The following is a 14,425-nucleotide window of genomic DNA, read 5'->3' on the forward strand; positions in this document are numbered from 1 at the left end:
TTGTGACTCTTTGCTGCTCGTCCCAGAAGCCTCTCTGACCCACAGTTGTTGTGAAGATTGCTTAACCGATCATAATCGGAATCATGCCACAATCAAGTGCCTTGTTGATTTTTCGAAGTTCCCTTAAAGAAGTTAGCCTTCAGGAAGTGATAGACCAGCTTGCCATGCATTTGCTTAAACTCGTTAAGCATGTAGACTCTTTGATGGAAATCGAAGGGTCCAACATAGTAATGAAAAACCTTTCCGACGCCTGCTCCGTCACCTGCTGTCAAGACGGCTTCGCAATCAAATGAGCAAGAGTCAATCCTCTCTACGATCTGAGACCTGACGAAGAAAGGATATTCGCCCTCTTCGACCGCCTCTTCAGTGTCCCTAGACCCTGTCTGGATGTTACAAACGTACCTTAGTTGTTTCACCCCCCAATGCTCTGGCACCTCCCCCAGCCACTCCACCCCCGAATCCTTCATCGGCGCGTCTGGATTCAGCCCCTTGGTCACGGCATGGGAGATCACGGCCTGGCGCTTCTCTTGAAGCAGCTCGATCAGGCGCTGCTGCTCGGCGATCAGGGCGTCGATCTTGGCGGTTTCGTGAGAGAGGAAATCAAGAATCTTCTTGGTCTCTAAATCAGGAGCGACAGGAACCCGGAGATCCATCAGGTTTGAGGATGAGATGGACGCCAGATTCGTGCTTTGCTTTGATCGGCTAATAAAGTAAGAGTTTGCCTGGATAGACGAGGTGTAGGCATTAAGCCACGAAGGTAAAATCAAATGCGGCCGAACGGCAAACACGTGGTTCTGATGGATGCATAGGCTGATCGTGCCATCCCAGATGCAGCCACGTCCTAGCTTGTCAAAGTCGCCACCTTCATTCATGAGAACGTCGCCAGGACGAAGGAGGTATCTTTTTAGTGACGATTCTGGGATGAAGATCGTGTGTACATTCTCCAGATCAAGGAAGCCGTCTTGAACATTGGCGACTCTCAGGAATGGAACTTCTATGCATCCCTCTGGTTCGACTTCCTTGCCTTTGGCGAGACCAGTCTGAATCTCAGCAAGTCTTTTGAGAGGCTTGACTTCCCAATGCTCCGGCACCTCCCCCAGCCACTCCAGGCCGCTGGGCTTGTAGGCCGGGTAACGGGGGAAGCTCATGGTTGATTCTCCCGGCCTGTGCTGCGCCGCTCCGCAATCCGCGCCGCATCCTCCAGGGCAGCCATGGCATCATCCGCGCCCTGCTCTTCTGCCGCGAGCCGGCGGCGCTCGTTGAATTGCTCATAGGCCGCCAAGGCCCGCTGCTCGGCTGCGTCGCGGGACACGCTGCCAAGCCCCGGCAGCACATCGCGGTCGTTGAAGGAAAGAAACGCATCCAGGCGCTCTGGCCAATCCTTCAGGAACACCTGCTTGCGGCGCTGCGCCTGATCCTCGGCATAGTCCAGAAACATCCCCACAATGCGATTTAACTCCTTGATCTCAGCTTCCTTGAGATAATTCTTGGCCACCTTCACATCTTTTTTGATAACCCGTGCTCCGCTCCAGCTGGTGAGGCCCATGTTGGGCAGCTCGGGGTTGACGCGCTGAGCGATGATTTCTGGCGCCGTCAGGCCGGTCACGGCAAAATGGAGCTTGTTCTGGACGGTCTTGAACATCGTCTGTGTTTGCGAGTCCGAGGGCTGGTAGTCCGCAGCCAGGGCCAGAATGTCCTTCACGCGTAAATACAAGCGCTGTTCACTGGCTCGGATGTCACGAATCCGCTCCAGCAGCTCATCGAAATAGTCTGGCAATCCCGATGTCACAGGCTGGCGCAGGCGTTCATCATCCATGGCGAAGCCCTTGACCAGGTACTCGCTCAGGCGCTCGTTCGCCCACTGGCGGAATTGCGTGCCACGCTTGCTTCGAACACGAAAACCGGCCGCCAGAATCGCTTGCAGGCTGTAGTGGCTGATCTCACGGGTCACCTCACGTTTTCCTTCAAGTCGAACTATCCGGAATTTCCGGATAGTTGAATCCTCATCGAGCTCTTTGTCCTCATAGACATTCAGAAGATGCTCGTTAATCGTCTTGACATCTTTCTGGTAGAGCTCCGCGATCTGTGCCTGCGTCAGCCAGATTCTCTCGTCTTCAAAGCGGCACTGGATTCGGGTTTTGCCATCCTCCGTCTGATAGAGAATCAGATCCGAGGCTGGTGTTGGCTCTATGGCCTCGCTCATGCCGACAGGCCCCCGATCATCTCCAGGATCCGATCGGTCACCTGTTTGAGCTCGGCGTCGATCACCTCCAACGGTCTCGGTGGCGTGAACACATAGAAGTGCCGGTTGAAGGGGATTTCGTAGCCCACCTTGGTCTTCTCGTGATCGATCCAGGCGTCGCTCACGTGCGGCAAAACCTCGCGCTCGAAGTAGGTCTGCACGTCCTCTGAAAGCGGCACATTCTCGGTGTCGCGCAAGCTGCTATCGGCCTGGGGCTTGCCCTTGGCCTTGCCACGCTGACCGAGCACCACGTTGCCGGCTTCATCGCGCAGCGGCCGCTCCACCGTGATCGTGCGGTAGCCGAAGTCTTCGGTGCGGAAGATCCGGCTGATCGGCTTGCCATTGTTCTCGGCTTCCTCAAAGCTGCCAAAAAGGCGCGTGATTTCATCGATGTGCTCGGGGCTGAGTTCCTTACGCTTGCTACCCAGGCTCTTACGCATCTTCTGCCAGAAGCTGGAGGCATCGATCAGCTGCACTTTGCCCTTGCGCTCCAAGGGCTTCCGATTACTCAGGATCCAGATGTAGGTACTGATGCCGGTGTTGTAAAACATATCGGTGGGCAGACCGATGATCGCCTCCACCAGATCATTTTCCAGCACATAGCGGCGGATCTCGCTTTCGCCGGAACCAGCGCCGCCGGTGAACAGGGGTGAGCCATTCAGCACAATCCCGAAGCGGCTGCCGCCCTCTAGAGCCAGGCGCATCTTGCTGATCAGGTGCAGCAGAAATAGCAGCGAGCCATCGCTCACCCGTGGCAATCCCGGCCCGAAACGGCCCGCATAACCCAGCTGCTCGGCTTCTCGCTGCACCTCTTTCTGGATCTTCTTCCACTCCACCCCGAACGGGGGATTGGAGAGCATGTAGTCGTATTTCTGATCACCCAGCTGATCATCCGAGAGCGTGTTGCCGAAGCGGATATTTTTGATGTCTTGCCCCTTGATCAGCATGTCGGCCTTACAGATCGCGTAGCTCTCGGGGTTGAGCTCCTGGCCGCTCAGCACCAGCCGAGCCGTGGGGTTCATCCCCACCAGGTGCTCCTCCGCCACGCTGAGCATGCCGCCGGTACCCGCGGTGGGGTCGTACAGGCTGCGCACGATGCCGCCCTGGGTGAGGGCCTGGTCGTCTTCGATGAAGATCAGATTCACCATCAACCGAATCACTTCCCGCGGCGTGAAGTGTTCCCCAGCGGTTTCGTTGGAAAGCTCCGCGAACTTGCGGATCAGCTCTTCGAATGCCAGCCCCATCTCGGCGTTGCTCAACGTTTCTGGGTGCAGATCGATCTGGGCGAATCGCTCGCACACCATGTAGAGCAACCCGGCCTTGTCGAGCTTGTCCACCTGCAGGTGGAACTCGAAGCTCTCGAAGATGTCGCGCACCGCCGGGGTGAAGGCTTGGATGTAGCTACGCAGGTTCTCGCCGATGTTGTCCTGATCGCCCATCAGCCGCTTCATGCTCAGGGCTGAGGTGTTGCAGAACACGTGCCCCGCCACCCGCAGCAGAAACTGCTCCGGGTCCAGCCCCTGGCCCTCGCGCAGCTCCTTCTCCGCCAGGACCGCCTCTTTCGTGGGCTCCAGCACGCAGTCGAGCCGGCGCAGCACGGTGAACGGCAGGATCACCTTGCCGTAGTCGCTCTGTTTGTAGTCGCCCCGCAGCAGGTCGGCGACGCTCCAGATGAAGGCTGAGAGGTTCTGCTTGCCGGTGGGCTGGGGGCCAGGGGAAGCAGCAGCTGGTGGGGTCGTTGTCGCCGCGCGGCCGCGCCTCGTAGGAGCATCGGCATCAGCTGATGGGGTGTGGCCAGCCAGGCTCACCGACCCGCCCCGTCCACGGCCCGCCTGCAGTTGCCCAGAAGCAAGGAGTGGCTCCTTCACCGCTTCGTAGCTGGCTTGATCCCATCCCAGCAGCTCCCGCAGCTTGCCGTTGCCTGCAGAGCCTCCCAGGGCCTCCAGGGCTCCAAGGAGTTCCAGCTGCTGCTCTTCTGCACCCATTCAGCTGCTGTCTCCAGCGCATGTCGTTCGGAAGTCTGGCCCTCAATCACGACAAGTGGCTCCACCACCACTGTTTACACCGATGTCTGCAACCCATTGCTTCTGCCTTATGTCGCAAGGGGCCGAGACCTGATTCACCACCGGGCCTGCGCACACCCACCGAATCCCTCGGCCAGTCCTCACGCCGCGTCAAGGATCGGGCCAGGCGCCCCCAGGGGGGCGTCCTTGTCTCGGCGCTGCGGCCGGCCGGTGGGGGTGGGGTTCTCCGCAGTCCCCCAGATGGCTTCCCTCTCTTCCCCCTCTGGCCGCCAGCAGCAGTGCCAAGCTCTCAGCCTTTCTGCCCTGCGTGCCCGCGATGCCCTGGTGCTGGAGCACCTGCCCCTTGCAACGCCAGCCGTTAGGCCGGCCGCCTGAGGTGCGCGGCCCACCCCGGCTACCCGGGGAGTGGGTGCCTGGGGAATTACACCTCTCGCGGGGACGCCAGCGAACCTGCACCTTCAAGCAAGGGCAACCCGCTGCCAGTGCCCTGGTTCGCCCAGCTCGATTCCGCCACCGATCAGGACCGGCGAATGTGCTTCTCCTCCAGCTGCGCCATGCTCCTGGCCTTCCTCAAGCCTGGCGTCCTCAGCGGGCCCAACGGCGACGACCAGTACCTGGCGCGGGTGCGCCAGTTCGGCGACACAGCGAAGCCACGGCCCAGATCAAGGCCCTCGCCAGCTACGGCATCAAGGCTCGCTTCTCCAATCAGGCGAGCTTTTCCACCCTGGAGCAGCAGATCGCCACCGGCATTCCCGTCCCCTGCGGCTACTTGCACCGCGGCCCGGTCAGCAGCCTCTCTGGTGGTGGCCACTGGCTGATCGTCGTCGGCATCACGCCCTCACACCTGATCGTGCATAACCCGTTGGGGGAAGCGGATCTGGTGAACGGCACCACCCTGGGCAAGGCGGCCCGCTTTTGTAGCTATAGCCGGAACTTCGGGCGGCGCTGGATGGTGGAGGGAGAGGGCACGGGCAGGGGAGTGGTGGCGCAGAGGTGATCGACACGCCGGCGCTGGCTCAGAACTGAATGTCGTCTTCTGGCAGGCCCGCTCCGGTTTGCAGCTGACGAAGATCCAGGCGCCTGCAGGCTGCCGCAGCTGAGCTGCTAGGCGCCGTAAGGGAGGGCGACAGGCCTCCTCAGCGTGCGCGGCGGGGCAAGGGCTGCGCCAGCGGCCTCGCTGTGCTCTGCCGCCCTTGCCCTCCCCGCGCCGGGCTTCGGGGTCCTTCGCCTGGTTTGGCCATGGCGTCCACACCGTTCCCGATCGTCCTGCACGATCACACCAGAGCCGGCATCCGCTGGCGGGTCTCGATCCATCCCGAGCTGTCCGCCGATGGTGCCGCGGTGGTTCGGTTCCTCAAGCGCGGCAAGCAGAGCAAGCTGCTCGATCAGCGCTGTCGCTGGAGCCCCCAGGGCGGCTGGGTAGCCGGCCATCGCCCCAGCGCCAAGGTGCCGCAGGCCTTGCGGCTGCGCATTGAAGGGGAGCTGCAGCGGCGCCGGCCTCCCTCAGCAGCGTCCGCAGGCACGGCAGCCGGCCATCGCGGCAGCCTCCCGGGGGCCGCAGAAGCGATCAGCTGCGGCGGGATGAGCTTCTCGGCCTTCCTGGCCATGGAGCTCGTCGAGGCTTGCCTGCTTGAGCCGTATCGGCGGCACACGGCCCCAGGTCACTGATCCGCATGCCGGGGGGGCGGCCGGCTCTGGCTGGCTGCTCCCCTTTGAGGCGACGATCGAGCCGGGTATGCCGGCCTGCTCACTGACGCGACTATCAGCCCGGATGGTGCGGCAACCAGGCGGAGAGCAGGGCTGAGGCGGTGGTCCCTGGCCTTCGGCGCACACCTCCCCGATGGTGCAGCGGGCAGCCAGCAGCCGTTCGCGGCGCTCACGGGCTGGTGGTCGCCGGGGCGTCAAGGGCAGGACAAGCGGCTGCGCCGCCCTTGACCCCCCGGCTTGCCGCTGCGGTGGAGCGGTGTTCTTCGCCTCCATCGCCATGGAAGCCACCACCCTTCAGCCCGCAACCCGCCTGGTTCTGGTCCACACCATTGCCGTGATCTGGTTCGCCTGCCAGCTCGCCTATGGGGCCGCCTTCGCCTTCGGCTGCGCTGTTCAGCGCCCCAATCAGGGGAAGGCAGCCAAGGCCAGGGCCAAAGCCCCCAGCCCTGAGCAGCAGGCGGCCATCGAGGGCTGGGAAGAAGCCGTCGCCGCCGGCCAGTGGCAGGAGCCCGAGCCCGTCGAGCCCCTGTGCCCCGGGGCCTGGTGGGATCTGATCGATCCCGGCAGCGCAGCGGAGGCCGATCCGGAGCCGCCCCTGCGTTGGGCGGTGTAGGGCCCGGTGCCCTGGGCCACCCGGCGGGCCTTCCGCCGGGTTCCATCCGACACGGCTACTTGATGGGCACTTGATGGGAGCTTGATGGGCACTTGATCGAGAGAGGAGCCAGACCGCAGGGTCAGCACCGCTGGCTGGTTCGCTGCTCCAGCGGCCAAACGCTCCACCCGCTCGCGCCTGCTCGGGGTTCCCGCGCCAGCCTCGGCGCAGTAGCTGACGGCGGCCTGGCGGCTCCAGCCGCTCGCTCCCGCTCGGGCATTCCGCTGCGCCCCGTGGCCGCCTCAGGCTGACGGGGAAGGCCGAGGTTGAGCACGGGCCGCCTGCTGCGCTCCGCCCTTGCGCCTGCTGCGGGCTGCGTTGGCTTGTGGTGGCCCGGACTCCTGGCTTCGGATGGACATTGATTTTCCAGAATTACTCAGATTTCGGAAGCGCTGTCCGCGTCGTTTTAGTAATTGTGGGTATATACCCCATTTGTTTGATTGTTCATTTGTTTTATTTCAATCGCGTGTTTGCGGTTGCGTGTTGTGTGTGTGTTGATCGCGCGTTCATTCCGTTGTGAGCAACTCCCTCGCTCCGCTCGGTCGTGCTCGCTGCGCTCGCGGCGGCCGCGGCGCCCGCCCCGCTGGTGTGTGGCGCGGGGAGAACCGGGCGCTCGTGCGGCCGAGGAAGCCCGACGGTCGTGAGCGTTAGCGGCTACTGCGGTGGCGCCGTGCCGCTGGCTTCTGCAGCCACGCCCGCTTAACCCCGGCCCGTCGGGAATGGCCGGTGTTGCGTCTCGCATCGGGGTCTGTACGTGCGCACGCGGATGCCGCAGCACGGACCGCTCGGCCGTGCTGCGGCGACTCCAGGGGGCAAGGAAGACGCTGATGGCGTGGTGGCCCGGCGGCCCGGGCCGCGGTCAGGATCAGTGACGCGCGCCGGCCGGCTTCTTGGCGTAGGTGGCCAGGTACAGCTCGGAGGAGCTCATCGTCTGCAGGTTGGTGAGGGTCCCATTGCCATCGAACTCCGCCATGGTGCTCGTCGGACCGAGGCCGCCGCGCTGGGAGAAGAGGAATCCCAGCACCGGGTGCGTGCGCAGTGTTTCGACATGGTCACGGGAGCTGAGTTGCCCGTCATCACCCAGCAGCGGATTGCCCTTGCTGTCGATCGGCACCAGCTCGTCACGGCCGTTGGCGTCCTGCTCCAGCCTGAACTCGGCGCCGACCTGCTGCTTGAAGATGTCGAAGAAGCTGCCGCGGTTGTCGCCGCCGGGGCGTCCCTCGGCGTCGATGAAGAGGCGCTCCAGCAGCCGCTCCTTGCGCAGCTCGTTGATCTGCTCCAGCGCCTTGTCGCGCTGCTTGGCCACGCTGCGCACCTTGCGGTCGGCATCGGCCTGGAGTTGCCGCTCGCGGTGGGCAATCTGGTGCTCCAGCTGCTCCTTCTGGCGGTCGGCCTCCTTGAGTCGTTCGTATTCCTCGGGGTTGATCTTGGAGAACTGCCCGAGCTGGCGCTTGACGGTGCGCAGCTCCCGCTCCAGTTGGTTGGTGCGGCGCCGCTCGGCCCTGAGGGCTTCGCCGACCGGATCCGCAGGCGGATCGCCACTGATGGGTTCCTCGTCCTCCAGCTCCTCGTCGTCGAGGTCTTCATCACCCAGGTCAGCATCGCCGCCGAGCAGGTCACTGTCGCCAGCGAGACCGTCGGCGTCGTCCTCCTCGCCAGCCGGCGGCTGGTTCGGCCACTGCTGCGGTTGATCGAAACGGACCAGCGGAGGCTGCGGGACCTGCGGCTGGTTGAAGAAGCGCTTGTTCATGGGTCCACCCATCACGGCTGTGGTTGAAGCGAACGCCCCATCCGGGCTGCGTCCACTCCAGCTATTGCCAGCTGCTTCTGCAACGCCTCAGCGCGGAGCAACACCGGCTGCTTTGGCACCGGTATCTGCGGGAGCACCCGATCCAACAACCCCAGTGCTGATCTGGCTTCTGGAAGCGGGGTGGCTCAGTTTTCATGTCGCCGCCCCCAGGTTGTCGCCGGCGACAACCTGGGGGCCATCAAGCTCCCCACAGGCCAACTTGGTTCTCGCGAGACGGCCAAGAGGGTTGGCGCGGGACACCCGCTCAACCCGCGCCAGATCGAAAGGGTCCTAGGGCTGCTGGTTCCCAGCAGCCAGCGCTCCGGATTGAAGCCCGCCTCCCATGGCGCCATTGAGTTCCGTTGGCTGGACCAGCAGAGTGTCATCCATGGCGCCCACCCCATCACCGGCGCCTATCGCTGGTGGCCCCAGTAGCAGCCCCGTTGAGATCGAGCTCACTGATGCTCCGAGCTGGCTGCTGGAGGCAATACGATCAGCACCGCCCAAGCCATATCAGCCCCGCCTGGCCCACAGCGACGGTGATCGGTCACCAGCTGATTGGTGCCGCTGGTATCTCGACTTCTGGCCGAATCATGACCTCGGCTACTGGGAGGGATGATGGCCCACCATCTACGTGATGCACTGCTCAGGGCTGCCCGTGGGGGAGGCCCGCGCATGGAGTGCCAGCAGCAGCAAGCACATTGATCGGGAGTTTGACGCCCAGTGGGAGAGGGAGGGCCAGGTCTCGCGGCTTGCGGTGGTGGGTGGAAAGGCATAGCCGCTGCCCCGCATAGGGCGAAGCCAACGGCACGGAATCAGGCGGGCTGGTCGGCGACCACGGTTGTGGTCTCACCGGGTTCGCGAGGAATCACAAGCCGCAGCAGGATCGGGGCCAGGAAGGTGGTGCCAATCACCATCAGCAGGATGGCGGCCTCCAGGGCGGGCGTGAGGATGCCGGCCTGGCTGCCCAGCCCCAGGAAGATCAGACCCACCTCGCCGCGCGGCATCATCCCCAGGCCCACCACCAGGCGGTTGGTGGGTTCCTTGCTCAGGTAACTCCAACCGGCGGCCACCTTGCCGGCGATCGACACCGCCAGCAGGAAAGCGGCTACAACCAATCCCTCCCGGTTGGCCGGATCGAGGGGGTTGAGCACCGAGAGATCCAGGCCCGTGCCGATCAGCACGAAAAACACGGTGGCAAACAGGGCCACCAGGGGCTTCACCGCCGCATCGATGTCATGGGTGTGCTTCGAGGCACTGAGGATCAGCCCCGCGGCGAAGGCACCCAGGGCCGCCTCCAGGCCGATGGCCTGTGCCGCAAAACAGCACACGGTGAGCACCAGGAAACTGGCCACGGCTACATCGCCGGGCGCCTTGAGCCGGTCCACCACCCAGTCAAAGGATGGCGCGGCCGTGCGGCTCAGCACCAGGGCCACGGCCACGAAGGCCACCGCCGCCAGACACAGCTTCAGCACCGGGCCGAGGCTGAACGCGCCGCCACCCACGATGGCCACCACCACCGCCAGGATCACGATGCCGATGATGTCGTCGAGCACGGCGGCACCGATCACGATCTGGCCCTCCTTGCGCTTGAGCCACTTGAGCTCGCCGAACACGCTGGCTGTGATGCCGATCGAGGTGGCCGTCATCGCCGCCCCGGCAAAGACAGCGGGAATCAGTGGCACATGAAAGAGGAAATACAGGCCAGCCGTGCCCATGGCGAAGGGCAGCACCACCCCAGCCACCGCCACGGTGCTGGCCTGCAGGCCAACGGCCACCAGCTCATCGAGCTCGCTCTCCAGACCGGTGAGGAACAGCAGCGCAAACAGGCCCAGCTGGGACACGGCCTGCAAGCTGGGGAAGGTTTCGTTGTACACCTCGCTCACCGCCTCCGGCGCGATGCCGGCCAGGGATCCCACCAGCGACGTGACGCCGGCAGCCAGCTGGGCCTGGGTGTCCGGGGGCACGATCAGGTGCAGGCCCGACACGCCGATCAGCACGCCTGCCACCAATTCACCCAGGATGGTGGGCAGCTGCAGGCGCACGAGCAGCTCGGCGATGGCGCGCGCCACCAGGAAGATCACCACGAAGCGGCCCACCTGGATCAGGGTTTCCGCCACTTCAAGCTGGTGGGGGCTGATCTCGAGCAAGGGGGCAATTGCCAGCAGCGATGCGGGAGGGAGAAGCATGCAGCCTCATGGAAGGTGGCGTGGATATAGGCACAAAAACCTGCCGGCTGGGGCTCCACTCCAGCAGCGCCCCGTCACCCTCGTCGACGACCGGAGGAGATTCCGGCAACCACTGACCCAGTTGCAGGGAATCGCACCTAAGGTTCCGCGCCAACCATGTGCCGTAGCGATGACAACCTCATCGGAGCCCCACGGGCGCCCGGGTCTGAAGGTGCTGAATCACATCAGCACCAACAACATCAAGGGAGATATCTTCGGCGGCGTCACCGCTGCGGTCATCGCCCTGCCGATGGCCCTCGCCTTCGGTGTGGCCTCCGGGGCCGGCGCCGCCGCCGGGCTCTGGGGTGCCGTGCTGGTGGGTCTGTTTGCCGCTCTGTTCGGCGGTACCCCCTCCCTGATTTCCGAGCCCACCGGGCCGATGACGGTGGTGATGACCGCCGTGATCGCCAGCCTGACCGCCGCCGATCCGGAGAACGGCCTGGCCATGGCTTTCACCGTGGTGATGCTCGCGGGTGTGTTCCAGATCGCCTTCGGCTTCCTGAAGCTGGGCCGCTACGTCACCCAGATGCCCTACACGGTGATCTCGGGCTTCATGAGCGGCATCGGCATCATCCTAATCATCCTGCAACTGGGTCCCTTCCTCGGTCAGGCCATCCCCAAGGGCGGCGTGATCGGCACCCTCAACGCCCTGCCCCAGCTGATTCAGAACGCACGCCAGCCGGAGGTTGTTCTGGCTCTGATCACCCTGGCCATCCTCTGGTTCACCCCGGGGGCGATCAAAAAAATCGCTCCACCCCAGTTGATTGCCCTGGTTGCAGGCACAGTGCTTTCCCTCACCCTGCTCAGCGGTGACGGTGGTGGCGAGGAGATTCGCCGCATCGGCGAAATCGCCTCGGGCTTCCCCAAGCTGCGCATGCCTTACTTCGAGCTGGGACAAGCGAGCAAAATGTTGATCGATGCCGCCGTGCTCGGCATGCTCGGCTGCATCGATGCCTTGCTCACCGCAGTGGTGGCCGACAGCATCACCCGTACAGAGCACGATTCCAACAAGGAACTGATCGGCCAAGGCCTCGGCAACATCGCGTCCGGCCTGTTCGGTGGCATCGCCGGTGCCGGCGCCACCATGGGCACGGTGGTGAACATCCAGGCCGGCGGCCGCAGCGCCCTCTCGGGCATCAGCCGGGCCGTGATCCTGATGGTGGTGATCCTGGCCTTCGCCGGCGTGGCGGCCCAGATTCCCCAGGCCGTGCTTGCCGGCATCGCGCTCAAGGTGGGTGTCGACATCGTCGACTGGGGCTTCCTCAAGCGAGCGCACCGCATCTCGATCAGCGGCGCCCTGATCATGTATCTGGTGATCGCGCTCACCGTGCTGGTGGATTTGATCGCCGCCGTCGGCATCGGCGTGTTCATCGCCAACATCCTCACCATCGACAAGATGAGCGCCCTGCAAAGCAAGAGCGTTAAGTCGATCAGCACCGGTGATGGTGATCTGCTGCTCCCCGATGACGAGAAGGCCCTGCTCGATCAGGGCAAGGGCCAGGTGCTGCTGTTCCAGCTCAACGGCGCCATGATCTTCGGGGTGGCGAAAGCCATCGCCCGCGAGCACAACGCCATCGGCGAGGTGAGGGCGGTGGTGTTTGACCTCAGCGAGGTGTCGCACCTCGGGGTAACCGCCGCCCTGGCCGTGGAAAACGCCGTGGAAGAGGCGATCGAGAAAGGGCGTGAGGTATTTGTGGTGGGCGCCACCGGCACGACTCAGCGCCGCTTGGAGAAGCTCGGCCTCTATAAAAAGCTGGACCCTGAGCACACAAGCCTCAGCCGTCGCGACGCCCTGCAGCGCTCGGTCGCAGCCTTAGGTTGACGCCCAAATCCCAACCCAGAGGAGTCGGCCAGGACGGGTCCTTTTTTCTTTAGTGATACCCCATGGATCAGTTTGGCGACAAACGTTTCCTCTCCATCGTGCATGGCTATGAAAGGCTACTGGCGAAACTTTTAGCCCTACTCTTGGCCGTGGTGATCGGCTTTGCCGTCATCGAACTGGTGGTTGAATCCAGCATCAAAATCGCTCGATTCCAGACGGATTGGTTTGAGGGAGGACTCATCCAGCTTCTTGATCGGCTCCTGATGATTTTTATCGCCCTGGAAGTGTTGCAAAACGTGACCGCCTATCTGCGTGATCAGGTTGTACAAATCGAACTGGTGCTGCTCACGGCCATGACCGCGGTAGCCAGAAAAGTGATTGTGCTACCACCAGGCACCGAAAGCAATCCCCAACTCATGGCCGGTTTTGGGGTGATTGTGGTAGGCATTGCCGCGGCCTATTGGCTGGTCAAACAAGCCAGACATGACCAGCAATCAGCCTGATCCATGGCCAACGGAAGCCTGGAATGCCAACGCATCTCCAGGCATTGATCAGCTTTTGTGATCGCAAATATTGCAGCTCCTAGTTGGTCAACAGCTCAGAAATAACCCAACTCCACAAAATACTCATTACTATTTCGCGACTCAACTGCAGACGACAGTCCGATGCCTGCGCCACAGAACCGCCCCAAGGGCGACTGCGACGCACTCAGCCAGCACATGCGCGCTGCCATCGGCCGCAATGCGTTGCTCAACGCTGAGGAAGAAATCAGCCTGGCCAGGCTGGTTCAAGGCGGCTGCCGAGCCACCGACGTGGCTCAGGAGATGACCTTGCGTGCCGGCGGCGTGGCCCCCAGCCTGGCAGCCTGGGCCCGAGAAGCCGGCATGGAGGTGCGCCAGCTGCAGCGCTGCCTGCGGGAGGCCGACCAGGCCCGCAGCCGCATGGTGCTCGCCAATATCCGCCTGGTGGTGATCATGGCTCGCCGCTACCAGCACACCCCTGTGGAGCTGGAGGACCTGATCCAGGAGGGCACCATCGGGCTGATCCGGGCCGTGGAACGGTTCGACCCCAGCCGGGGCTACCGATTTTCCACTTATGCCACCTGGTGGATCCGAGACGGCATCAGCAGTGCCCTGGTGACCAAGGGCCGCACCATTCGCTTGCCCGCATCGATGGTTGATCAGCTGTACCGGCTGCGCCAGGCCCAGCAATCCCTGAGCCAGCAGCTGGGACGCGACCCCAACCTGGAGGAGTTGGCAGCCGCCACAGGGCTCAAGTCCCTGGATATCCGCGAGGTGCTGTTCCGGGCCCAGGAACCCCTGAGCCTGGAAGGGCAGCTGAACTCTCAATCCGAATTGAGCCTGCTAAACAGCCTGGCCTGCGACGTCAGCAAGCCCCTGGAGCAGCTGGATGCCACCTTGATGCAGGAAGACATCCATCAGCTGCTCGATGAACTCCCCGCACAGGAAGCCGAGCTGCTGCGCTTGCGCTACGGGATCGCAGCGGGGGAAGCCTTGAGCCTGAGCGCCACGGCGCGGCAGATGGGCATCACCCGGGACACGGCCCGTGGCCTGGAACGGCGAGCCAATGCCTCAATCCGGCGACTGTCGACGCGTTACCTGGACCATCTCGAAGCCTGAGCCGATGCCCTGGCACCCCCACCTCTGGCACCCCACCAGCCAGGTGGCCACCGCGCCGGTGCCGCTGCGGGTGCGCGTCGCCCGGGGTTGCAAGCTGGAGCTCGACGATGGCCGCCGCCTGATCGATGCGATCAGCAGCTGGTGGGTGATGCTGCACGGCCCCGGCGAACCGGAGATCGCCGCAGCCATCGCCCGCTAGGAGTTTGTTGCCAATAGAGCATCGAGCCTCTGAGCACGGCGAATTCTGGCCGCGCTGAACTCTTCATCGCTGCTGAGGCTCTTTTGTTCTGCTGAGCATGCCCATCGATGGGCCTGAATCAG

13 protein-coding genes and 1 pseudogene are annotated in these 14,425 nt (G+C 63.5%); 9 read left to right on the forward strand and 5 right to left on the reverse strand.

The features are described from left to right. Positions 1 to 92: 92 nt before the first annotated feature. The 3 genes from KBZ33_RS19005 to KBZ33_RS19015 are packed head-to-tail and all read right to left on the reverse strand — an operon-like array spanning position 93 to position 4,227. Positions 93 to 1,148: a restriction endonuclease subunit S gene (locus tag KBZ33_RS19005; protein WP_254955012.1), complete on the reverse strand. Its 1,056-nt coding sequence runs from the start codon at positions 1,146 to 1,148 to the stop codon at positions 93 to 95. Beyond that, the gene (locus KBZ33_RS19010; protein WP_254955009.1) at positions 1,145 to 2,203 is read right to left on the reverse strand and encodes a virulence RhuM family protein; all 1,059 of its coding nucleotides are present in this window, start codon (positions 2,201 to 2,203) and stop codon (positions 1,145 to 1,147) included. Before KBZ33_RS19010 ends, KBZ33_RS19005 begins: the two co-directional genes overlap by 4 nt. Continuing rightward, positions 2,200 to 4,227, reverse strand: coding sequence for a class I SAM-dependent DNA methyltransferase (locus tag KBZ33_RS19015; protein ID WP_254955008.1), 2,028 nt, complete (start codon positions 4,225 to 4,227; stop codon positions 2,200 to 2,202). The genes KBZ33_RS19010 and KBZ33_RS19015 overlap by 4 nt, the downstream gene beginning before the upstream one ends. A 279-nt stretch (positions 4,228 to 4,506) precedes the next feature. On the opposite strand from KBZ33_RS19015, the gene KBZ33_RS19020 reads away from it, so the two are divergent. The 4 genes from KBZ33_RS19020 (at position 4,507) to KBZ33_RS19035 (ending at position 6,586) form a co-directional block, all read left to right on the forward strand. Next, a complete protein-coding gene (locus tag KBZ33_RS19020; RefSeq protein ID WP_254955007.1) occupies positions 4,507 to 4,641 on the forward strand; it encodes a hypothetical protein in 135 nt (44 codons plus the stop codon). Positions 4,642 to 4,798: 157 nt separating this feature from the next. Further along, positions 4,799 to 5,263, forward strand: coding sequence for a C39 family peptidase (locus KBZ33_RS19025; protein WP_254955006.1), 465 nt, complete (start codon positions 4,799 to 4,801; stop codon positions 5,261 to 5,263). Positions 5,264 to 5,505: 242 nt separating this feature from the next. Further along, positions 5,506 to 5,934 (forward strand): hypothetical protein, encoded by a 429-nt coding sequence (locus tag KBZ33_RS19030; RefSeq protein ID WP_254955005.1) that lies wholly within the window; start codon positions 5,506 to 5,508, stop codon positions 5,932 to 5,934. 172 nt (positions 5,935 to 6,106) lie between these two features. After that, the gene (locus tag KBZ33_RS19035; protein ID WP_254955004.1) at positions 6,107 to 6,586 is read left to right on the forward strand and encodes a hypothetical protein; all 480 of its coding nucleotides are present in this window, start codon (positions 6,107 to 6,109) and stop codon (positions 6,584 to 6,586) included. Between the two features lie 904 nt (positions 6,587 to 7,490). Here KBZ33_RS19035 and KBZ33_RS19040 read toward each other — a convergent pair. Continuing rightward, entirely contained in the window at positions 7,491 to 8,375 is an 885-nt protein-coding gene (locus tag KBZ33_RS19040; RefSeq protein ID WP_254955003.1) for a hypothetical protein, read from the reverse strand. A gap of 180 nt (positions 8,376 to 8,555) precedes the next feature. Here KBZ33_RS19040 and KBZ33_RS19045 point away from each other — a divergent pair, with 180 nt between their 5' ends. Beyond that, positions 8,556 to 8,849, forward strand: coding sequence for a hypothetical protein (locus KBZ33_RS19045; protein ID WP_254955002.1), 294 nt, complete (start codon positions 8,556 to 8,558; stop codon positions 8,847 to 8,849). A 380-nt stretch (positions 8,850 to 9,229) separates the two neighbouring features. On the opposite strand, the gene KBZ33_RS19050 is transcribed toward KBZ33_RS19045, so the two are convergent. Beyond that, complete coding sequence (locus tag KBZ33_RS19050; RefSeq protein ID WP_254955001.1) at positions 9,230 to 10,603, reverse strand: cation:proton antiporter; 1,374 nt, start codon at positions 10,601 to 10,603, stop codon at positions 9,230 to 9,232. Positions 10,604 to 10,772: 169 nt separating this feature from the next. Between KBZ33_RS19050 and KBZ33_RS19055 the strand changes: the two genes are divergently transcribed. The 4 genes and pseudogenes from KBZ33_RS19055 to KBZ33_RS19070 form a co-directional block, all read left to right on the forward strand. Then, positions 10,773 to 12,464, forward strand: a complete 1,692-nt coding sequence (locus KBZ33_RS19055) for a SulP family inorganic anion transporter (RefSeq protein ID WP_254955000.1) — start codon at positions 10,773 to 10,775, stop codon at positions 12,462 to 12,464. A gap of 62 nt (positions 12,465 to 12,526) precedes the next feature. Beyond that, complete coding sequence (locus tag KBZ33_RS19060; protein ID WP_254954999.1) at positions 12,527 to 12,967, forward strand: phosphate-starvation-inducible PsiE family protein; 441 nt, start codon at positions 12,527 to 12,529, stop codon at positions 12,965 to 12,967. Between the two features lie 162 nt (positions 12,968 to 13,129). After that, positions 13,130 to 14,104, forward strand: a complete 975-nt coding sequence (locus KBZ33_RS19065) for a sigma-70 family RNA polymerase sigma factor (protein WP_254954998.1) — start codon at positions 13,130 to 13,132, stop codon at positions 14,102 to 14,104. 4 nt (positions 14,105 to 14,108) lie between these two features. After that, positions 14,109 to 14,300: pseudogene (locus tag KBZ33_RS19070) on the forward strand (aminotransferase class III-fold pyridoxal phosphate-dependent enzyme); the annotation flags it as partial. Between the last annotated feature and the right edge of the window lie 125 nt (positions 14,301 to 14,425).

The organism is Cyanobium sp. Cruz-8D1, assembly GCF_024345975.1.
Taxonomy (GTDB): domain Bacteria; phylum Cyanobacteriota; class Cyanobacteriia; order PCC-6307; family Cyanobiaceae; genus Cyanobium.